Annotated in this window: 13 protein-coding genes; 10 read left to right on the forward strand and 3 right to left on the reverse strand. The window is 33.8% G+C overall.

Annotated elements, in window-relative coordinates:
* Window positions 1–105: 105 nt before the first annotated feature.
* Window positions 106–3090 (reverse strand): DEAD/DEAH box helicase, encoded by a 2985-nt coding sequence (locus tag BUA71_RS07445; protein WP_072878266.1) that lies wholly within the window; start codon window positions 3088–3090, stop codon window positions 106–108.
* A gap of 690 nt (window positions 3091–3780) precedes the next feature.
* Between BUA71_RS07445 and BUA71_RS07450 the strand changes: the two genes are divergently transcribed.
* The 3 genes from BUA71_RS07450 to BUA71_RS07465 all read left to right on the forward strand — a co-directional run bounded on the left by BUA71_RS07450 (window position 3781) and on the right by BUA71_RS07465 (window position 8359).
* Window positions 3781–4989 carry a site-specific integrase gene (locus tag BUA71_RS07450; RefSeq protein WP_072878268.1) on the forward strand — a complete coding sequence of 403 codons (1209 nt, stop codon included), beginning with the start codon at window positions 3781–3783 and terminating at the stop codon, window positions 4987–4989.
* 1520 nt (window positions 4990–6509) lie between these two features.
* On the forward strand, window positions 6510–7664 hold the full coding sequence (locus tag BUA71_RS07460; RefSeq protein ID WP_072878271.1) for a TIGR03364 family FAD-dependent oxidoreductase: 1155 nt from the start codon (window positions 6510–6512) through the stop codon (window positions 7662–7664).
* A 5-nt stretch (window positions 7665–7669) separates the two neighbouring features.
* Complete coding sequence (locus BUA71_RS07465; protein WP_072878272.1) at window positions 7670–8359, forward strand: phosphonatase-like hydrolase; 690 nt, start codon at window positions 7670–7672, stop codon at window positions 8357–8359.
* A 57-nt stretch (window positions 8360–8416) separates the two neighbouring features.
* Here the strand turns inward: BUA71_RS07465 and BUA71_RS07470 are convergent, their stop codons facing one another.
* Together BUA71_RS07470 and BUA71_RS07475 are read right to left on the reverse strand one after the other, a co-directional pair.
* A complete protein-coding gene (locus tag BUA71_RS07470) occupies window positions 8417–8983 on the reverse strand; it encodes a helix-turn-helix domain-containing protein (protein WP_072878274.1) in 567 nt (188 codons plus the stop codon).
* A gap of 111 nt (window positions 8984–9094) precedes the next feature.
* Window positions 9095–10381: a DUF5690 family protein gene (locus tag BUA71_RS07475; protein ID WP_072878276.1), complete on the reverse strand. Its 1287-nt coding sequence runs from the start codon at window positions 10379–10381 to the stop codon at window positions 9095–9097.
* Between the two features lie 444 nt (window positions 10382–10825).
* On the opposite strand from BUA71_RS07475, the gene BUA71_RS07480 reads away from it, so the two are divergent.
* From BUA71_RS07480 to BUA71_RS07510, 7 genes are all read left to right on the forward strand, one after another.
* Window positions 10826–12604: an L-fucose isomerase gene (locus BUA71_RS07480; protein ID WP_072878278.1), complete on the forward strand. Its 1779-nt coding sequence runs from the start codon at window positions 10826–10828 to the stop codon at window positions 12602–12604.
* Between the two features lie 18 nt (window positions 12605–12622).
* Window positions 12623–14284, forward strand: a complete 1662-nt coding sequence (locus BUA71_RS07485) for a ribulokinase (RefSeq protein ID WP_072878280.1) — start codon at window positions 12623–12625, stop codon at window positions 14282–14284.
* A gap of 127 nt (window positions 14285–14411) precedes the next feature.
* Window positions 14412–15416 carry a LacI family DNA-binding transcriptional regulator gene (locus tag BUA71_RS07490; RefSeq protein WP_072878282.1) on the forward strand — a complete coding sequence of 335 codons (1005 nt, stop codon included), beginning with the start codon at window positions 14412–14414 and terminating at the stop codon, window positions 15414–15416.
* Window positions 15417–15600: 184 nt separating this feature from the next.
* Window positions 15601–16941: an L-fucose:H+ symporter permease gene (gene fucP, locus BUA71_RS07495; protein WP_083572054.1), complete on the forward strand. Its 1341-nt coding sequence runs from the start codon at window positions 15601–15603 to the stop codon at window positions 16939–16941.
* A 119-nt stretch (window positions 16942–17060) separates the two neighbouring features.
* A complete protein-coding gene (locus BUA71_RS07500) occupies window positions 17061–18236 on the forward strand; it encodes a DUF6786 family protein (RefSeq protein WP_072878284.1) in 1176 nt (391 codons plus the stop codon).
* Between the two features lie 83 nt (window positions 18237–18319).
* On the forward strand, window positions 18320–20521 hold the full coding sequence (locus BUA71_RS07505) for an alpha-L-fucosidase (protein WP_072878286.1): 2202 nt from the start codon (window positions 18320–18322) through the stop codon (window positions 20519–20521).
* 8 nt (window positions 20522–20529) lie between these two features.
* Window positions 20530–21543 carry a glycoside hydrolase family protein gene (locus tag BUA71_RS07510; protein WP_139277074.1) on the forward strand — a complete coding sequence of 338 codons (1014 nt, stop codon included), beginning with the start codon at window positions 20530–20532 and terminating at the stop codon, window positions 21541–21543.
* The last annotated feature ends 21 nt before the right edge of the window (window positions 21544–21564 follow it).

Below are 21564 nucleotides of genomic sequence, written 5' to 3' on the forward strand. Positions count from 1 at the left end.
GTTGCCGGTTGGTGATTTTAAAAGTTTAAAATTAGCCGATTAATTTGAAAGATACAGTTCCTAAAGCTTAAGAAGGATATTTTCCTTTATTCGATATTTTAATTCTTAGAAAAGTCTTTCTTCTAATGCGCTTTTCCAAATAATAAAACCTTTCCGCTCATTGGAATAATCGTGAATAATTCTGCTGAAATTACTTCCTGTGTTTGCTAAAAATTTCTGTCTTCCGTCATTTCTTATTTCGCCTAAATCTTTATCGACCATATTGATATGTTGCTTTAAACGATCAATAGATTTATCTAAATGCCAAATATAAGTTGCCTCTTCCGTATTTAAAGTTTCTAAAACGATATGATACGCCTTCTCGCCCGAAATAAGAAATACAAATGAAAAAGGCTGTAATACAAACCGAAGTTTTAAAATTTCCTTTTTATGCCTTGAAGCCAGGTACTTTATTTGACGGTAATGTTTAACATCTTTGGTTTTTAGGAGGTCGTTGATTAAATTTTCTTCAGAATTATAAAATGATATATTATTTGATCTCAATAGGCTTTTTAAATCTGTGAGGTTTCCATTCTTTAAATTTGAGGGTGGTTTTCTTAAAATATCTTTCTCCACGAAACGAAATCTTACGCTTTTAATAAGTTCCTGATCAATAAGCTCTATGTCTTTTGAATAAGCAGATTGGGCAACCAAACTTTCATTTTCGTATTCAGCATAAATTTCAACTTCGATATACTTTTGTTTTAATACCCTGGAAAAGTAGGGTTTCAGAACATCAAATTCTGGCCGTAGCTCGTTATTTTCAATTTCAAATTCTATTGGTTCATCTTTATTTGAAATGTGATATTCAAAAGCAACCGCGCCATACCGGAAATCAAGATGAGCTATTTTTATCTTAACTTTTTTATCGATTGTTAATAGTTGAGAGGAAGCTATAGTTTGTAAGTTATCATCAAACAAAGTTGCCTGCTTATCGAAATTCCTGTAATGCTTATTTCTTTTAAGAAACAACCGATTCAAATAATCTATTTTATAATCTCGGTAATCATAAATCACAGGAGTAAGTTCAGAACGTTGCACCCTGCCTATATATTGAATCAATTTTCCTTTGAATGAGAAAGGATAGGCGAGGAAAAGACTTGAGGCATTTTGAAGATCACTTCCCTCCCCAAAAAACTGACCAGTAGTAATTAATATTTGATAATCACCTCTATTCAATATTTTCCATTTAGCTTTACGATTAGCCTCTGAATTTTCTCCACTCAGAGCTACCGTATCATAGGATTGTTTTAGGTATTGGTTTAAGGTGTCAATATGTTCTTTTCGCTCTGTGATGATAACCACCTTTTTGCCTAGTTTTAGTTCGGTTTCTACATCTTTTAAGATTAAACTATTTCTTGCTGAATCGTGTATAAGGATTTTAGATAAAGTTTCGAATGTATCTGTCTTCGAATTAAACGGAATATCAAGTGAAGTATTTCTTATCACAATTCTAGGGTGCTTGTATTCCTCTATATCATTAGGTTTAATCACTGCAATTTTTTCTCCCAGATATGCAAAGAGCAACTTTTCATCATTTCCTTTACGAAAGGGAGTGGCGGTAAGCCCATATTGATAATATGATGAAAATTTTGATATTGTATTTCGGTATGTTTTTGCCGGAATATGATGGCACTCATCAACTATCAGCGTGCCAAAACGCTGGGTAAGTTCTTCTCCTTCTTCTTGTTTTTCAATATATTTCCCCAAACTTTGAATCATAGCAACATTAATCTTTTTTCCCAATTTGGTTTTTCCCTGTCCTATTTTTCCAATTTCATTTTTTGGAACACCAAAGAAAGTCTGAATGCGTTCTATCCATTGTTCCATTAATTGTCTTCGATGAACAACTATAAGGGCCGGCTGCCTTTTTTCTGAAATAATTTTCAAACCTATAATGGTTTTTCCTGAACCTGGTGGTGCTGAAATAATTCCGAAGTCTTTCCTAGCTGCTGCTTTAATAGCCAATTCCTGGTGCGCCCGAAGCTTGACTTCGCAGTTAAGATTTACGAAAGTCTTTTTCTTCCTTTTATCATTAAAATTATAATTCAACTTTTGATTTTTGCAAAACCGAATAAGCTTTCCAACGAATCCACGAGGTAAGATTATTTCCTTTTCGGTATCTTCTACACAATTGAAATAAGGCTTTGTTTTCCAGGTGTTTTTTCCCAACTTCTTTTTAAGAAAGAATTCTGAATTAGCAAAATTAAGTTCTTCTTTTAGAAAGTTAGTAAGCGTTGCATTTATTCCAGATTTATTTAAATGCAAAATATTGCTCAGGTTTATTTCAAGTTTTGTCGAAGGGTTTTTGATATCTGAATTCTTTTCTGATTCAGAACCAAATGAGTCGTATAATTGATTAAGTTGGTCAATAGAGGTTTTCTTAACTTCAGATAAGAATTTTTCCTGATCTTTATAAGTTTTTAATTCGGCATCGGACGGATCAACAAAACAACTGTTTCCCTTCTCAACCGCTGGTTTGTAAAACGGTAACGCAATAAGGTTCCCAAGTCCTTTGCCGTTGTGATAGTCTTGATTTGGAAACAATCTATCAAAACTGGAGTTTTTCTCAAAAATAGAAAACAGACCAGCCTTCTCCATTAATTTAATGATTACTTTTCTACTTTTATATGCCGGGTAGGCCTGTTCGAAAAATATCCATATGTGACCTCCGTTACCAGAACGGGATCTTTCTAAGTATGCAGAAATATCGTTTTCAGCACAAACCTCAATTAATTTCCGACATTCTTCAGCCCAGTTTTGTTTATCAAAATCGGCAGCAATAAACCAGGAAGTATTGTCTTTCAGTAAGGGATAGATACCTATTAATTGTTTGCCAAGAAGATGTTTTTCAATTTGATAAGTACTTAGATTTTGATAGGTTTTATCTTTATAATCTTTAAATGATCCTCCTTTTATTTTATGAAGTCGATACATATAAGGGTCATAACTATAAGCAGGCATATACCCACTCCTCTTATTTTTTTGCCAATGTATGGCGAACACATCTGTACGTGCTTTAAAAAATGAACTTAATAAACCTACATTCATCGAGTAACTTTTCTAAATATTAAAATCAATAAGATTTCAAACAATTATATTTTTCTATTAAATTTCTTCACCAGGGTATTTCTAAAGCTAACGCTGTAAAACTTGAGTTAATATATGCATTTTAAAATATTATGAACTGATATTTATTTTAAAAGTTTATAGCTCAATATTTGTTTAGAGGAGATAGGCTTTCGATTTTACACTCAGATAATTATTGGCAATTGTGGATTAGAAGGCTTTAAGTGTTTTGCTAGGGGGCCATTATCAGTTTTGTTTTTGTGAATTCAGGATTATTTAAAAAAAGCTCACAATTAACTCACCTTAAATTTGTAGTGTTTTGTTAGATTTTGAGAAACAAAAAAGGGTAATTATATAAAAATCATACAATTACCCTTATTTTGTGCTAGTTTGATAAGTTAAATAGTCGGGATGACAGGATTTGAACCTGCGACCCCACGCCCCCCAGGCTCATATTTTACAATTCTTTTAGTTAGATTTATTTTCCTTTGTATTGATTATAAACATATTATGATTTTAATAGTGTATCTAAATTCTTTTGTTTTATCTTTATATGGTAATTTGTTGTACGTATGTTGTACGGATTTTAGAACATTGGTTATTGGGCTTTACTGCAATAGTATCATAAACGTAAGCATTTGTTGTACAAGTCTATAATAATAAAATTAAAAGATGGCGGTCGTAAAAATAGTATTGCATAAGGTTAGACGGGCTGATGGTACTTTTCCTGTCAGTTTAAGGGTAACTAAAAACAGGAAATCTAAATATTTCAAAACTATATTTAATGCATTTCCTGAAGAATGGGACGCCAGTGCGGAATTATTCAACAAAAGACATAAAAACCATCTTCAGGACAATAGGCTACTTTTAAAGTTTAAAGAACGCGCGTTTAAGATTTATTCCGAGCTACAGCTTGAAAATGAATGTTTTCGACTTTCTGAATTTGAAAATGCTTTTCGAGTAACCTCCAATCCTGAATCCAAGAAATTTTTTCATTTCTGGAAGGATTTAATTCAAGAATTTAACTCAGCCGGCAGAACCGGTAATGCAAGAATCCATAATGAAGCTTTTCTAGCTTTGAAAAAATTCAATTTATCGACTCGACTGGAGTTCCAAGACATTACGGTTGCCTACTTGTCAAAATTTGAAACGCATTTGCGTTCGCAAGGAGGAAATGATGGTGGTATCAGTTTGCGAATGCGAACAATTAGGGCTGTTTTTAATAGAGCCATTGCCCAGGATATAATTTCAGCAGACATTTATCCTTTTAAAAATTATAAAATTTCTAAGCTTAAAAGTAAGCCTGCGAAAAGAGCTCTTGATTTTACCGAGATAATGAAAATTGTAAAGATGGATATATCAAAGCATCCACATCTTTTACATAGTCATAAATATTTTGTTTTCAGCTTTTATACCCGTGGAATGAATTTCGCTGATCAAATTAATTTAAAATGGTCTCAAATTAATGGGGACAAAATATTTTACACCCGCTCCAAATCAAAAGGAAATTTTAATATTACTATTCTGCCACCGGTTAGGGACATTTTAAATTATTTTAAGGCAAGATCTATTGGCACAAAATATGTTTTTCCTTTACTCTTGCAAGATAATATGACCCCGCTCCAAATTGAAAACCGTAAGCATAAGACGCTAAGTAAGTATAATAAGGATTTAAAAGAGATCGCTTCTATCTGTAATATTGATAAAATTTTAACCAGCTATGTAGCTCGACATAGTTTTGCGAATAGCTTGAAGCAAATGGGCGTTGCCACAGATGTTATAAGCGAGTCACTGGGACATCAAAACCTAACTATTACCCAGTCTTACTTGAAAGAATTGGATAGCTCAGTTTTGGATGCAGCAAGTGAATTGCTACTTTAATTCCCGAGTTAAACTATAATTTTTCACAAAGTATTCGATATATTTAACTTGAGTACCTAGGAAATAAGATAGATTCATCAATAAATAAGCAGTTCCGTCCAGGGTTCTATCCTCTTCAATTTTAAAGCTACCCCGTATATTCTTATGGTATAAGGATAGTTTGCCCTTATTGTAAATTGATGTAAGGATTTTAAAGTGCCTTTGCTCCTGATTTTATTTCTATGGGAATCACTTTGTCTTTATAAGGATATACCAAATCAACTTCAGATGATGCTTGGTTTTTTTCTCCCTTACCCAGAAATTTAGTTTCGAGTTTGTTATGGTATTCAATGAAATTAACTCCTGAGTATATAAATGTCGAATTATAGTTCATTTAAAAGAGATCTTCCATTCCCAACATTTTCACCTGAATTCCAAGAGCGTAATTTATTAATTCTGTATCTAAAAACTGAGGCCTAAGTGACTCTTTTAAATGGGTATAATTTTGTAATAAAATAAGGGTAAATAGTAAATTTCACTTTTTTCATCTAGAGCATTCTCTTTGTGTCTTACCGGAAAACTGAAAATATTTTTAGATCAGAATAAATAGGTTGATTTGTATTCATTTACTTCTTTCAGCGCCTTCATATTAGCTTTTGAAGTTATTCCTATCTCAATGGTTTACAATTTAAGAGAAGTTATAAATAGGGTACCTTTATAACTCCGGTTAATTTTAAACCTTGTTTGTTAAGCATCAAAGGGTGAGGTGATGTACTAAGGCTTTAATGAAATGCTGAATTTGTGATACGCATTTTAAGTTAATACGCACCGGACTTGAGGAAAAAAGCTTTACGGATTTTTTCGATTTGTAAGGTGAATTTTAAGCTTTTTCCCTCGTGTCCAAGAATTTTTGTAATGAACCTCTTTTCTTGAAACGAAGCTTTTGCGTAGAGAAAGGAAATGTGGTGAATGGCTCCTTAAAGCTTATAATGTTTATTCTATTTATTTTCCCTTAAATTATAGTTTCACCTCTATACTTATTGTTAATCATATTTTATACAAGCATCTGATGTCCAGTAGATCTCATTAAAAACTTTACAGAACTCTATTGACTACATATTTTAAGTTTGTCTAATCGACATAAAGTGATTTATAGTAGTTTGATCTTGAAAAGTAACTGTAGCTTAGATTAATATTAATTACAGAAAGCTTATCAAAAGTTATAAGATTATATTCTTGATAATCTTGAAATATATTTAAAAAGCGGATAATTATCTTTACTCGATAATCTAGATTTAATGATCCCAGGTTTGTCTCGAAATCCAAACTTTGTTTTCATTTAATGCCTCGTGGGCTTGCCGCGAAGTAATTTACTTGTTAAATGCGGACAACAGGACAGATTTTTTTAGGTGATTTTCTGGAGATATTTGTGCTTTTATAACCAGTTTAAAATTAAAATATAATGGAGTAAAAGTTTACAAATAATAAATAAAAATTTTAAATTTGCCTATATATTTATTATTTGTAATAAAATTTGATAAATGGTAAAACAATATGATTTAATAGTGGTTGGAGGCGGGATTCTAGGTACATTCCACGCCTATCATGCGCTTCAAAATGGACTTAGTGTAGCACTTTTAGAACGAAGTAGTATACCTCAAGGAGCAACAGTACGTAATTTTGGACAGGTAGTACCCTCCGGGATGGATGCTAAATGGCAGGTTTATGGAAGACGTAGTTTAGAAATCTACAAGGATATTCAGACTAAAAACGATATTTCGGTACGTCAGCAAGGCACAGTATACTTAGCGTCTAATCAAGAGGAACTCCAACTATTAGAGGAACTCCATCAAATTAATAAAGATAATAACTATAGTTCTCAAATGCTGTCTAAGCAAATGTGTTTAGATAAATATCCAGGACTTCAAGCCGAATATGTAAAAGCAGGTTTGTTTTTTCCAGAAGAGGTAAACGTTGAGCCTCATTCTCTTATTCAGAAATTACATCAATATATGCATAGCCAGGTTAATTTGGATATTTTTTATAACTGTAATGTGTTACATTGTGAATCGGATAGGGGGGGAGTTATAGTGAATACAGCGAATGAAGGTGAATTTTGGGCGACAAAGACTATAATCTGTAATGGAAATGATTTTAAAACATTGTTTCCAAAATTGTTTGAAACGAGTGATTTGGAAGTTTGTAAATTACAAATGATGCAAACAGTTCCGCAAAATAACTTTAAGATACCGGGGTCATTGCTAACGGGTTGGACAATTAGGCGTTATGAAAGTTTTAGGGAATGTCCTTCATATGCTGTAATAAAAGCCAAAGAAAATCTCGATTCTTTTCAAAATAAATGGGGGATCCATATCCTTTTTAAACAGGCAATAGATGGGTCGGTTATTATTGGTGACTCTCACCAATATGCTAGTGTAAAGGAAATAGATACTCTAGGATTTGATCTTAATATGGAGCTAGATGATTTTATGATTAACGAAGCACGAAAGATTTTTAATCTGCCTGATTATACGATAGCAAATAGATGGTATGGTGTGTATTCCCAATGTAAAGAAAAGGATATTTTTAATGAAAGTATTGGAAAAAACATCCATATAGTAACGGGAATTGGAGGTAAAGGGATGACAGGCAGCGCAGGCTTCGCCGAGAAAAATATTGAAATACTATTTAAATAGGAATTATGGTAAAGAATAATAAAATAGCATTGGTAGTTTTTGATATGGCCGGCACAACGGTTAACGAAAATAATATTGTTTATAAGACATTGCAAAAAGCTATAAACAATGCAGGGTACAGTTTAAGTTTAGAATTTGTGTTGAAACACGCGGCAGGAAAGGAGAAAAAGCAGGCCATTATAGATATTCTGGAGCAGGATAATGAAGTAAACGAAGTTTTGGTTGATACGGTTTTTAATGACTTTAAAGGTTTGTTGGCTACAGCTTATAAAGAAATGGAAGTAAGTACCTATCCTGGTACTACTGAACTTTTTTCGTTGTTGCGGCGCAATAAGGTAAAGGTGGCTCTTAATACGGGTTATGATCTAAAAACGGCAAGACAACTAGTTAGTAAGCTAAACTGGAGCTCTGGTGTGGAATTTGATCTTTTAGTTACGGCTTCTGATGTTGAGAGAGGTAGACCAGAGCCCGAGATGATTTTTTTGGCTATGGAAAAACTAGGTGTTACAGATTCAAAGCTAGTGGTTAAAATTGGTGATTCTATTATAGATGTTGAAGAAGGTAAAAATGCCAAATGTGGTCTTTCTATAGGTGTTACAACTGGTGCGCATACCCGGGAGCAAATAGAAACAGCATCTCCAGATTTTATTATTAACTCCTTAATGGAGTTGGAAAATATTTTACTGAAAGCTTAATTAGTTGTTTTGCTGTTATGCCTGAAAAGCTCCTGGAGATTTACTTTAGGAGCTTTTTTATATATAGAAATATAAAACTAGCATACTGGATATTTCCTGGCCTAGATTTACGGGGACGTGGGGAATTCGCCCATCAAAAAATAGGGAATCCCCAGCGTTTAAAAACACTTCTTCTTCGCCGATAATATAGGAACAACTCCCACTGATAATATATTTAAATTCAAAAGCCTCAGTAACTACTTTCTGTCTTTTAGAGTTTGGGGAGACTGTCAATATAACTGCTTCAAAACCTAAAGAAGAAAGTTGTTTACTAAAGATATGCCTATAGTGAAAACCTTCGGCTTCATCTTCTTTTTCTATAGTATTATAATCTTTTTCTCTACATAAAATATAACGAGAACCATGGCCCTGGGGCATTCCTAGAAAAAAATCAGTCACATCTATTTCGAGTGCTTTTATGAGATTGAATAGTACTGGTAGAGATGGTATTGTCCTTCCGTTTTCAACCCTGGAGATCAAACCATTGCTCACATCGGCAAGGCAGGCAATATCACTGATAGTCTTTTTTTGCTCTTTACGAATTTCCTTAAGGCGTTTACCTATGCCTATAATAAAATCACTCATAGATGTATTTTATATGCAATTTATATAAAAAAACACACTTGATACCATCACAGCCTTAAAGATGATCTCATTTTAGGTGTCTTTAGAAATAGTAGTGAAAAGGAATGTTCACTAATATTGCAACTGAGCATTTTCCCAGTTGGCTTTACGCTGTGATTTGCGGTTAAAATACCAAACGGTAGCACAAACTATTAATAAAATAGCTGATGCTGTTTGTATGTTTAGGTCAATGAAGAAATCTACCCAAGAATTGTTATAATTAAAAATCTCCTTTACTAATAATACAGTAACGCTGCCCAAATACCCAAGAGCATCAGCCGTATAGAATAGGAAACCAACGTTGCCTTTGTACTGCAATAAGGCAATTAAACGTTCAAATAGGAGACAATGAAATAGGATGTAAGGCAGATAAATTCCAATTCCGGAGCTTATCATCCAGACCATTGGGGAAATCAAATTTTGTTTAAAAAAACTAGTCGCTAGAAGGATTACTATAGCTCCTAAACCGGTAAATAACATTCCGGTATTGAAGGCTAGAGCATTATTTCTAATTAAAATACCCAATGCTGTTATAAGCAATACTATAATGGCTACAGGAATTTCGCTAATTGTTATAAGGCTTGGCTCTTGCGCATAGCCCAATTCCGCCCAAAATTCTACTACAAAATTATCTCTAAAATCCCGTATTATTGTTAACAGTATATAAATGATTACTAACCCAGAGAATCCCCAACCATTTTCTAATAGAAATTTCTTCCTTTTTTTGCGATTCATAGGAACCCTTTTAGATCGTTCGGCAACATCTAATGCGTTTGGTTTTTTTGACTTCTTTAACATCCATACAGCAAGTATAAAAAACGGAAAGAAAAGGAGTCCGGTAACAAAGGGCATATGGTATTCATCTACGTTGTATTTTTGTAATAGTATGACGCCAACAGTCTTTACAAGCCCAGTGGAAAAAATAAACGTTGCACTGAGGGCTGCTGCTAGTAACTCTGTATTTCTGCGACCTTCTAGATATGACATTACGGCGCCAAAGACAATTCCCAAAGGAAGGCCGTTTAAAAAGAGTGCTATAATTTTAAAGTTTGGAGGTAGAACTGCAAAAGCTGCCAACATAGCTAATCCAAAAGAAACTAAAGCTATTAGCCACTGTGTTCTTTTGGTTGGTGACATTTCAGATATTATTTTAATGCCTAAAAACTTGGATAGCATGTATCCCAATACTTGGCTTATGACCATCGCTGTCTTTGGATTTATATCAAAACCTAAACCCAAATCTACATACTGGCCAGCCAAAAAAGATTTTCTAACCGCATACATTCCTGTATAGCACAAAAAAGCAGCTGTCATTATCCATGAAGTGGAAACCCAATCTATTCTATTCGACTTTACCATTGCTAAATACTTATTTGTGTCAGCAAAAGTATTTTCAAGGAGCCTACAGGAGATTAAATCAATGTAAAGTTATCTTTATTATTTCGTATTAGTAAATAAAATTTATAAATAGTAAAAAATACAAAGACCTATTAGATTATATTATTTTAAAAAGCAATGTATTATTAGTTTTTAAAATTAATTTTAAAATAGGGCTGGAGCTTTTAGGAAGCATTAAAGTTTAGCTAATTTAGACTCTTAGATTATGATAAAAGCAAAATAGCTTTTATCGATCTCTTCTTATCTTAGGCTTCTTTTATATTTTATTTTATATATTAGCTAAATCAATTTAGCAAATTGTATTTGGATTTTATAACAAAAACTGTGGGAAAATTTAAAAATTAATAAGTGGATTATAAATAGTGTAGGAAATTGTAATTAGATAATTAATTTAAACTTAAATATATGACTTTTAAAACTTTAGTAGGAAATTTACCGAAAATTGGAATACGTCCAGTAATTGATGGCCGATTAGATGGGGTTCGAGAATCCTTGGAAGATACCACTATGAATATGGCTAAAAATGCGGCTAAATTCTTATCGGAAAACTTAATACATGCTGACGGTAGCTCTGTTGAATGTGTTATATCAGATACTTGTATTGGGGGAGTTGCAGAAGCTGCTGCTTCGGCGGACAAATTCGCTAGAGAAGGTGTGGGTGTTAGTCTTACAGTCACACCTTGCTGGTGCTATGGTACAGAAACTATTGATATGGATCCAACTATACCAAAAGCTATTTGGGGTTTCAACGGAACAGAAAGACCAGGCGCCGTATATTTAATGGCAGCGCTAGCCGGCCATAATCAAAAAGGCATTCCGGCATTTAGTATATACGGAAAAGACGTTCAAGATAGTGACGATACTACAATTCCTGAAGATGTTCAAAAAAAATTGTTGCTATTTGGGAAAGCGGGATTGGCTGTGGCTACTATGAAAGGTAAATCATATTTATCTATGGGGTCGGTATCTATGGGAATAGCTGGATCTATTATCGATACTGATTTCTTTGAAAGTTACTTAGGCATGCGCTGCGAAAACATTGATATGTCTGAGTTCATTAGAAGAATCGAAAAAGAAATTTATGACAAAGAAGAATATGAAAGAGCACTGGCATGGACAAAAGCTAATTGTAAGGAAGGCAAAAACTATAATCCATCTGAAAAATTAAAATCTAGAGAAGCACTGGATGAAGATTGGGAGTTTGTCGTTAAAATGGCGTTGATTGGTCGTGATTTAATGATTGGAAATCCTAAGCTTAAAGAAATAGGCTACGCCGAGGAAGCACAAGGCAGGAATGCTATTGCAGCTGGATTCCAGGGGCAACGCCAATGGACGGATTATTTTCCTAATGGTGATTTTATGGAAGCTATTTTAACCTCATCTTTCGACTGGAATGGTATTCGGCAACCTTTTATGCTAGCTACTGAAAACGATAGTCTCAATGGTATTTCTATGTTATTTGGACATTTAATTACGGGGGCTGCACAAATATTTAGTGATGTACGTACTTATTGGAGTCCGGAGTCTGTAAAACGTGTTACAGGGCATACCCTCACCGGTGATGCCGCTAATGGTTTTATACACTTAATTAATTCTGGAGCCTCGGCACTTGATGGAACAGGTCAGCAAACTATAGATGGAAAACCTGCCATGAAACCCTGGTGGGATATTACTGAAAATGAAGTTGAGAAATGTTTAGAAAATACCACTTGGGGGCCTGGTATGTTAGAGTACTTTAGAGGGGGAGGATACTCTTCAACTTTTAAAACAAGAGGTAGTATGCCAGTTACCATGTGCCGTATCAATTTAGTGAAAGGTGTCGGCCCAGTACTGCAAATAGCTGAAGGGGAAACTATTGAGTTGCCAGAAGATGTTCATGATGCATTAAACGAAAGAACAAACCCTACCTGGCCTACAACCTGGTTTGTTCCTAATTTAACCGGAAGCGGACCCTTTAAAGATGTTTATAGTGTAATGGCAAATTGGGGTGCTAACCACGGCGCATTTACATACGGACACATTGGAGCTGATTTAATTACCTTAGCGTCTATGCTACGAATTCCGGTTAATATGCACAATGTTTCTGAAGATAGAATTTTCCGTCCGAGTGCCTGGGCATCATTTGGAATGGAAAAAGAGGGGGCTGATTATAGAGCTTGTAGTACATATGGGTCATTATATTAGTTATTTAAATTGCGGATTATGAGAAATCAGTATGTGATTGGTATAGATTACGGAAGCGATTCTGTGAGAGCTATGGTTGTAAATGCCCTAAACGGCGAAGAAATTGCCATTTCAGAAAAAAAATATACAAGATGGAATAAGGGGTTGTACTGCGACCCCTTAAAAAATAGATATCGCCAACATCCTTTAGATTATATAGAAGGATTGGAAGAAGTTGTTAGGGATGTCTTAGATAAGTGTGATAAAAATATTATTGAGAATATTACTGGATTGGGATTTGATACTACGGGAAGTACACCTGCTTTAGTTGATAATGAGGGTTTACCTTTAGCGTTAAGAGAGGAATTTTTGGAGAATCCTAACGGGATGTTTGTTTTATGGAAAGATCATACAGCAATAAAAGAAGCGGAAGAAATTAACGATCTAGCTCAGAAATGGAAAATAGATTATACTAAATATGTAGGCGGGATTTATTCTTCTGAATGGGTATGGGCTAAAATGTTGCATGTTCTTAGAGATGATGATTCTATAAGAGAAGAAGCTTTTTCCTGGGTAGAACATTGTGATTGGATGCCAGCTCTTGTTACAGGAAATACCAAACCTCAAGAAATAAAACGAAGTCGTTGTGCCGCAGGGCACAAAGCAATGTGGCATGAAGAGTGGGGTGGGCTTCCTTCTTCAGATTTTTTAGAAACTTTGGATCCGTTGTTGATAGGGTTCAGGGAAAGATTATATAATGATACCTTTACAAGTGATACTATTGTAGGTAATTTATCACCAGAATGGGCCGATAGGTTAGGCTTGAGTCCTAATGTAAAAGTTGGTGTTGGTATTCTCGATGCGCATGCCGGGGCCGTTGGAGGCGAAGTAAAACCTGGTTCGTTGTTAAGAGTTATTGGAACTTCTACTTGTGATATTATGGTGGTTCCTTTTAATGAAATTAATAATAAGTTAATTCCAGGAATTTGTGGACAAGTTGACGGTTCTGTAATTCCAAATTTTGTTGGCTTAGAAGCCGGACAAAGTGCTTTTGGTGATATTTACGCATGGTTTCGGAGGGTTTTAGCCTGGCCATTATCATTGATGGAAGATGAAAATCAGCAAAAGAGATTAGAAGATGATATAATAGCTCAGCTTTCTGAGGAAGCTGCTAAACTCCCTGTTTCCAAAAATGATGTAATTGCAACTGATTGGTTAAATGGGCGAAGATCTCCAGATGCTGATCAATCTTTAAAAGGTACAATTTCAGGCTTAACATTAGGGACTAATGCACCAATGATCTTTAAAGCTCTTGTAGAGGCAACTGCTTTTGGATCTAAGGCCATTGTAGATAGATTAATCGAAAATGATATAGGAATAAACGAAATAATAACATTAGGTGGGGTTAGCAAAAAATCAGATTTTGTGATGCAAACTTTATCTAATGTGATCAATATACCCATCAAATTATCAAAATCTAATGAAACTTGTGCATTAGGCTCTGCTATATTTACTTCTGTTGTAATAGGGGTGCACAATACGGTACAGGAGGCTCAAAAAGCTATGGGAAGTGGTATGGAAAAAGTATATTTACCAGACTCTGAGAAGGCATCTACATATGCTTATAAGTATAAAAAATATCTGGAATTAGGTGTTTCAAAAGTATCCGAAACCAGAGCATGTCAAGATTCGATAATTTAAAATATTTCGCGGCTTATCTCGTTTAAATAATATTTCTATTATATGCTTAGGTCTAATGCTAAGATTTTTATACTTTTCCAATTCATCCTGTAAAATGAAATTATTAAATAGTTAATAAAGCAACCTTGTGAAAAAAGTTAGTCTGGCAGATATATCTAAAGAGTTGGGTGTTTCTAAAACTTTGGTTTCATTCGTTATGAATGGTAGAGCTAAAGAGAAAAGAATCAATGATGAGGTGGCTGAAAAGGTTCTTGCTAAAGCAAAGGAACTAGGTTATAAAGCTGATTACCTGGCTAGAGCTATGCGTACTGGAAAATCCCAAACTATAGGATTAGTGATGGCGGATATATCCAATACATTTTTTTCAAAATTAGCAAGGAGTATTGAAAATGAGGCGGCAGAACACGGATATAATGTGATTTTCGGTAGTTCAGATGAAAATCATCGCAAATCAGGTAAATTAATTGATGTCTTTAAGGATAAACGGGTAGATGGCCTAATTATTTGCCCTACTATAGGAGATATAACTCATATCAAAAAATTGAATAAAGAAAGATATCCATATGTTTTGGTAGATAGATACTTTAATGAAGTCTCTTCTAATCACGTTGTTGTTGATAATTATAATGGTTCGTTTAAAATTGTGGAAGATCAAATTCAAATGGGGAGAAAAAGAATTGCTTTTGTTAATTTTAATGTAGAACTAATTAATATGACAGAACGTTTTAACGGATATATAGATGCTCTAAAATCATATGGATATAAATATGATAGTTCAATTGTAAAAAACGTAAGTTTTAAAAATATTGAAAAGGAGACTTATCTTGCAATGAAGGAATTAATGAAAATCACGCCAAAAATTGATACTATTTATTTTTCAAATAACCGTTTAGCTTTTCTAGGAATAAAATATCTCTTTGAAAATAATACTATAAACTTTAAAAAATTAAAATTAGCTTCATTTGATAATTACGAATTTATGCACTTACTGCAGGTACCAATTAAATTTGGAGTCCAGCCTATAGAAGAGTTGGGGAAATCGGCTGTAGATTCTATTATGAAACAAATAAATGAAGAATCAGGGGGGGTGGAACACGTTAAACTTCCTTTAGATATATCTTTCCTAAATTAATTTTAAGAAATAATTATGAATTAATTTTAATTATTAAAGAAAGAATCGCATTTTAGCTAAATCGATTAAGCAATTATAATGATATTCACCTAAAAATTGAATTTTAAAATTTTAATGAAAATTTAATGAATTTGAATAATGAAATATATCAACACTGAATTGACTTGATTATTAAACTGAAGCAATGGATAAATATAGGGAAGAATATAAGCGTACCTTTAAAGATGAGCAAATTCTGGATTGTAGTAAGGTCCCGGTGGTTACAAAGGATAAAATTATTCCATTTATTCTAATTACTTCATTATTCGCTTTATGGGGATTTGCTAATGATATTACTAATCCAATGGTTTCTGCATTTAAAAAAGTTATGGAATTAGATAATTTTAAAGCATCTTTAGTGCAACTTGCATTTTACGGAGGATATGGAACCATGGCATTACCGGCTGCAATTTTTATAAAAAAATATTCTTATAAGAAAGGTATCTTAACAGGTTTAGCTCTTTATGCAATTGGAGCACTATTATTTTATCCCGCAGCAGTATATCAGGAATATTTTTACTTTTTACTAGCCTTATATATTTTAACTTTTGGTCTGGCCTTTTTAGAGACGACGGCCAATCCCTATATTTTAGCAATGGGAGATGAACGAACATCAACCCGGCGTTTAAACCTGGCGCAAGCTTTTAATCCTATTGGTGCTCTTGCTGGGCTTTATGTTGCTCAGACTTTTGTTTTAGGAGCTTTGCAATCTGACGATGTAAATTTTTTAGCATTAAGTGATGAAGCTAAATCTTTGATTAAAACATCTGATTTGTTAGTGATAAGGGATCCATATGTAGGCTTGGGCGTTTTTGTATTGTTGATGTTAGTGGTTATTGCTTTTGTGAAAATGCCTGAATACACTGAAAATAAAAAATCTAATGTTTGGAGTGGGATAAAAAGGTTGTTTAAAAAAGAGCGCTTTGTTGGCGGGGTGATAGCACAAACATTTTATGTGGGAGCACAAATAATGTGTTGGACCTATATTTATCAATATGCAGAAGTTTTAGGAATTAACAATCAAACTACAGTTTATTATGCTATGTCTGCTTTAGGTGTATTTTTAGGAGGACGTTGGATTTGTACATTTCTATTAAAGTATATCAACTCAGCTAAACTACTTTTTTTTCTATCCTTGGGAGCTATTGTCTTTACTCTTGGAGCTATATTTATAAAGGGAATGGGAGGCTTATATAGTTTAGTAGCTATTTCATTTTGTATGTCTTTAATGTTTCCAACAATATACGGAATCGCCTTAATGGGTTTAGGTGATGATGCTAAATACGGTTCAGCATTTTTAGTAATGGCAATTGTAGGTGGTGCAATAATGCCATCATTGCAAGGGTTAATTTTAGATATTGGTGGTCCCGGGTACAATGACGTTGCGATTTTAGGGGTCCCTGAAGTGAATTTCTCTTTTATTTTACCATTAATCTGCTATTTGATAGTTGCCTTATATGGATACAGAGCAATAAATTACAAATGAACATAGAGGACTATTCTTGAAATCGAGTTTCAGTTATGAGAAATAAATTAAAATATATAAGTATATCCGTAATTGTTTTGATAGTAACAGTTTCGTGCAAAAATAACACTGATAAAGAGATGGAAAAAACAACAGAAGATGAGGTTGTATTGGAAAAAGGAACTTTTGGGTATGATAAAGCTTTCCTTAGAAAACACCTGAAAAACACAATTGTCTTAGGAAATAATGACGGAAAAGCAAGCATTATAGTTTCTCCGGAACTGCAAGGCAGGGTGATGACCAGTACATTAAATGGACAGAAAGGAATGAGTTTTGGCTGGATAAACTACGATTTGATAAGTTCAAAAAAGAAATTAGAACATTTCAATCCTACCGGTGGTGAAGAACGTTTTTGGTTGGGACCTGAAGGCGGACAATTTTCAATTTATTTTGATAAAGATAAAAAGTTTGAGTTTGAAAATTGGTATGTGCCTGGTGCATTAGATACCGAATCATTTAATGTGAGTAAGCGTAATGAAAATAGTGTTTCTTTTGAAAAAGAAATGAAATTAACCAACTATTCAGGAACCCAATTTAATTTAAAAGTAAATCGAACCGTTTCCTTATTAACCAAGCAGGAGGTTATAAAGAACTTAGACCTATTCAACGATCAATTCACTGTTGTTGCTTACGAAACACAAAATACTATTACCAATATTGGAGATAAAGAATGGAATAAAAATACTGGATTATTATCAATATGGCTTTTATGCATGATGACACCATCAGATGAAGTTACTGTGGTAGCTCCTATACTTGAAGGCAATGAAGAAGAAAAAGGAGTAAAAGTAAATGATAATTATTTTGGTGAGGTAGCTAAAGACAGACTTAAAAGCAAAGAACAGCATGTTTTTTTTAAAGCAGACGGGAAAAGCCGAGGTAAAATTGGAATAACACCGCTGCGTGCCACTGGATATATTGGTAGTTATGATGCCCAAAATGGAATACTAACCATATTACAAATAAAAACTCCTAAAGCAACTGATAGGTATGTGAATTCAGCCTGGGAAATACAGGATGATCCATATTCTGGAGATGTTTTAAATTCTTACAATGATGGTCCCTTGGAAGATAGAACTCAAATGGGACCATTTTACGAATTAGAGAGTTCTTCTCCTGCTTTAACTTTAGCGTCTGGTGAAAGTTACAATCACACACAAAGAATGTATCATTTTAAGGCTTCCAAAGAGATTTTAGACGAACTATCGAAAGAGCTTTTAAAAATCTCTATTCAGGATATTGAAATGGTTTTTTGAAATTTCAATGCGAATGCTTTTCAAGTAAAATACAAGAAAAAAAAACTAATTAAGAAATAGAGTAATCTTTTAATCCAGAAATTATGATTAATAAAATTTTAGCTAGTCTAATAGGTGTGCTATTGCACACAGCAATTTTTGCACAAGGGCAGCGTACAATTAAAATAGAGCCTAATGATACTAAAGAGGATATTATAGAAAAAGCAGCTTGGGTAGTTCCTACTGCCAACCAATATGCTTATAAAAAATTAGAGTTTACGTGTTTTGTTCACTTTGGAGTAAATACTTTTACTGGAAAAGAATGGGGTGATGGGTTCGAAGATCCCAAAGTTTTTAATCTTCAAAATTTAGATACAGATCAATGGTGTCGTGCTGCAAAAGATGCAGGAATGAAACTGGTAATGTTTACTGCCAAACATCATGATGGATTTGTATTATGGCAATCTCGTTATACCAAACATGGAGTGATGTCCTCTCCTTATAAAAACGGTAAGGGAGATGTGTTGAAAGAACTTGCAGCATCCTGCAAAAAATACGGATTGAAATTGGGAGTTTATCTTTCTCCAGCCGATTTGTACCAAATAGAAAATAAAGACGGACTTTATGGAAATTTGAGCAAACGGACTGAGCGAATTATACCAAGGCCTGTTAAAAATAGACCTTTTAAAAACAAAACCACTTTTAAGTTTAAAGTAGATGATTATAACGAATATTTTTTGAATCAGCTTTTCGAACTCTTAACAGAATACGGTCCTATTCACGAAGTTTGGTTTGATGGAGCGCATCCAAAACGAAAGGGAGGTCAAAAGTATAACTACCTGGCTTGGAAAGAACTAATACAAACCCTAGCACCCAATGCTGTAATTTTTGGAAAAGAAGATGTTCGCTGGTGCGGTAATGAATCTGGGGCTACGCGCGAATCAGAATGGGATGTAGTCACATTTGACCAGAACCCTCATAAAATGAACCTTTTTCCTGACATGCATGGTGACCTTGGTAGCAGAGAAAAACTTTTTGATGCTAAATATCTACACTATTTGCCTGGCGAAACAGATACGTCTATAAGAGAAGGCTGGTTCTATAGAGATGAAGATCAAAAAGTGAGAAGTGCAGATGACGTATTCGATATTTATGAACGTTCTGTAGGTGGTAACTCTACTTTCCTACTAAATATTCCACCTAATAAAGAGGGTAGATTTTCCAAAGAAGATGTTAGAGTACTTAAGGAGGTTGGTGAAAGAATTAGAGAAACTTATAATAATAATTTGCTAGTTGGAGCTCAAGGTGAAAGTGCAATTCTTGATTCGAATGAAGACACTTATGTTTTAGGTGAAGACGGTAAAGGAGTTTATATAATTACTTTACCTAAGCCCATTACTTTGAATCGCTTCTTGTTGCAAGAAGCTATACAAACTCATGGGCAACGGGTTGAAGAACATGTATTAGATGCCTGGGTAGATAATAAATGGCAGGAAGTAGTAGAAGGCACTACTATAGGTTATAAAAAAATACTGAGATTTCCAGAAGTGACTACCAATAAATTAAGGGTGAGAATTTTGAAATCTCGTTTAAGTCCTTCTTTATCAAATGTCTCTGCCCATTATTTTAAACCTCGTCCTCCACAATTAGTAATTGAACGTAATCTTAATGGTAAAGTCACCATTAGCCCTAAAAAAAGTGATTTTGATTGGAAAACCGACGGGATTGATGTTAATAAAAGTATTTCAAAAAATGTGATTATCAGATATACTACTAATGGTGAAATACCGAATGAAAATTCACAAATATTTTCCGATCCTTTTTTCTTGAAATCTGGATACGTAAAAGCCAAGTCATTTGAAAAAGAACAAACAGGAGGTTTGGCAGAAAGAGAATTTGGCTTGATTAAAAAGGATTGGGACGTTAAAGGAACTTATGATAGTGAAAAAAATATCCCAGAGAATGCTATTGATGCTGATGTAAAAACCTACTGGAATTCTGGAAGTGGAGAACCGGAATTAACCATCGATTTAAAAGAAAATAAAACGATTCGAGGTTTTATTTACACTCCGCCATTAAATTTTAAAAAAGGCTTGATTGAAAAGGGAGTTATAAAAATAAGTAAAAACGGAACATCCTGGAAAACAGTCAGAACTTTTGACCTTGGTAATCTGATTAATGATCCTAAAGCACGTAAAGTTCTTTTTGATGAACCAGTAAAGGCAAGATATGTTAAAATTGTCTCTATTAGAGGAGCCGGAGGAAGCTCATCGGCAACCATTGCTGAAATAGATATTTTAGAATAAGAATTTAGTTGAAAGAAATAATTATGTTAAGATTGAATATCATTATAGTTATATGCGCCTTTTTTGGAACAATATCTTGTCAAACCAATCAGAAGAGATTAGATACTCCCAAAAAAAACATTTTAGAAGATGCAGAAATTCCTTATTTAAAAGGAGAAAGTCAACAAATTTTTGATCCAAAACCTTCACCAGATTTTGACGAAAATAAGTGGTTTACAAATGATCATTGTTTTGTGGTTGATAAAAAAGGAAAGCTTCACTGGTTTGGAATTAATAATCCTTTTCCTCCTGAAGGAAAAGACTTGTATAGATATCATCCTTATTTAGGACATCTAACCTCAAATAGTGCGACCAAAAATTGGAAACGAGAACCTTTTGCAATTAATGAAATTGAGGGTACCGAGTATATTGGGGCTCCGTTTGTTGTTTGGCATGAAGAATCTAATAGATGGGTGATGGTGGTTGAACAATGGAGGGAAAAAAGACAGTTAGAAGTCTATTGGTCAACAGATCTTGTAAATTGGGAAGAAACAAAAACACCCATTTTGCCAAATAAATTGTGGGTGGGAACAAGAGACCCACATATTATGAAAGGACCTGACGGGAAATACTGGATTCATGTTGTAGCAACCGGTAATGAAGGTATGAAACAATCACAGGTGTTGAGAATTCGTACTAAGGACTTTGTAAATTTTGAAAACCCCGAAACGATTCTTGGAATTGATGATAATGAATGGGCTACATTGATTGAATCTCCTTTTTTGATTGAAAGAAATGGATTATGGTATTTGTTTTTTACCTATGCACATAGGCGATATGCCGAGACCCTGGTAATTGTTTCGGATAATCCTGATCATTTTGACTACAAAAAAAATGTCTTAACAACTATGTTTGGTCATGCAGCCGAAATAATTAGTTATAAAGGGAAAGAATATATTACTTCCTGCGGCCCTGAAGATGCACATTACTTGAATACCCATGGAGTCACTATGGCTGAATTAGGATGGTTGAATCAAAAATAATTTTAAAGAAAAAAATATAAG

Source organism: Salegentibacter echinorum, from assembly GCF_900129445.1.
Taxonomy (GTDB): Bacteria; Bacteroidota; Bacteroidia; order Flavobacteriales; family Flavobacteriaceae; genus Salegentibacter; species Salegentibacter echinorum.

What these genes read in the sequence shown, in the direction of transcription:
- BUA71_RS07445 (WP_072878266.1), bottom strand. Translation starts at nt 3,090, where the DNA reads ATGAATGTAGGTTTATTAAGTTCATTTTTTAAAGCACGTACAGATGTG.
- BUA71_RS07450 (WP_072878268.1), top strand. Translation starts at nt 3,781, where the DNA reads ATGGCGGTCGTAAAAATAGTATTGCATAAGGTTAGACGGGCTGATGGT.
- BUA71_RS07460 (WP_072878271.1), top strand. Translation starts at nt 6,510, where the DNA reads ATGGTAAAACAATATGATTTAATAGTGGTTGGAGGCGGGATTCTAGGT.
- BUA71_RS07465 (WP_072878272.1), top strand. Translation starts at nt 7,670, where the DNA reads ATGGTAAAGAATAATAAAATAGCATTGGTAGTTTTTGATATGGCCGGC.
- BUA71_RS07470 (WP_072878274.1), bottom strand. Translation starts at nt 8,983, where the DNA reads ATGAGTGATTTTATTATAGGCATAGGTAAACGCCTTAAGGAAATTCGT.
- BUA71_RS07475 (WP_072878276.1), bottom strand. Translation starts at nt 10,381, where the DNA reads ATGGTAAAGTCGAATAGAATAGATTGGGTTTCCACTTCATGGATAATG.
- BUA71_RS07480 (WP_072878278.1), top strand. Translation starts at nt 10,826, where the DNA reads ATGACTTTTAAAACTTTAGTAGGAAATTTACCGAAAATTGGAATACGT.
- BUA71_RS07485 (WP_072878280.1), top strand. Translation starts at nt 12,623, where the DNA reads ATGAGAAATCAGTATGTGATTGGTATAGATTACGGAAGCGATTCTGTG.
- fucP (WP_083572054.1), top strand. Translation starts at nt 15,601, where the DNA reads ATGGATAAATATAGGGAAGAATATAAGCGTACCTTTAAAGATGAGCAA.
- BUA71_RS07500 (WP_072878284.1), top strand. Translation starts at nt 17,061, where the DNA reads ATGGAAAAAACAACAGAAGATGAGGTTGTATTGGAAAAAGGAACTTTT.
- BUA71_RS07505 (WP_072878286.1), top strand. Translation starts at nt 18,320, where the DNA reads ATGATTAATAAAATTTTAGCTAGTCTAATAGGTGTGCTATTGCACACA.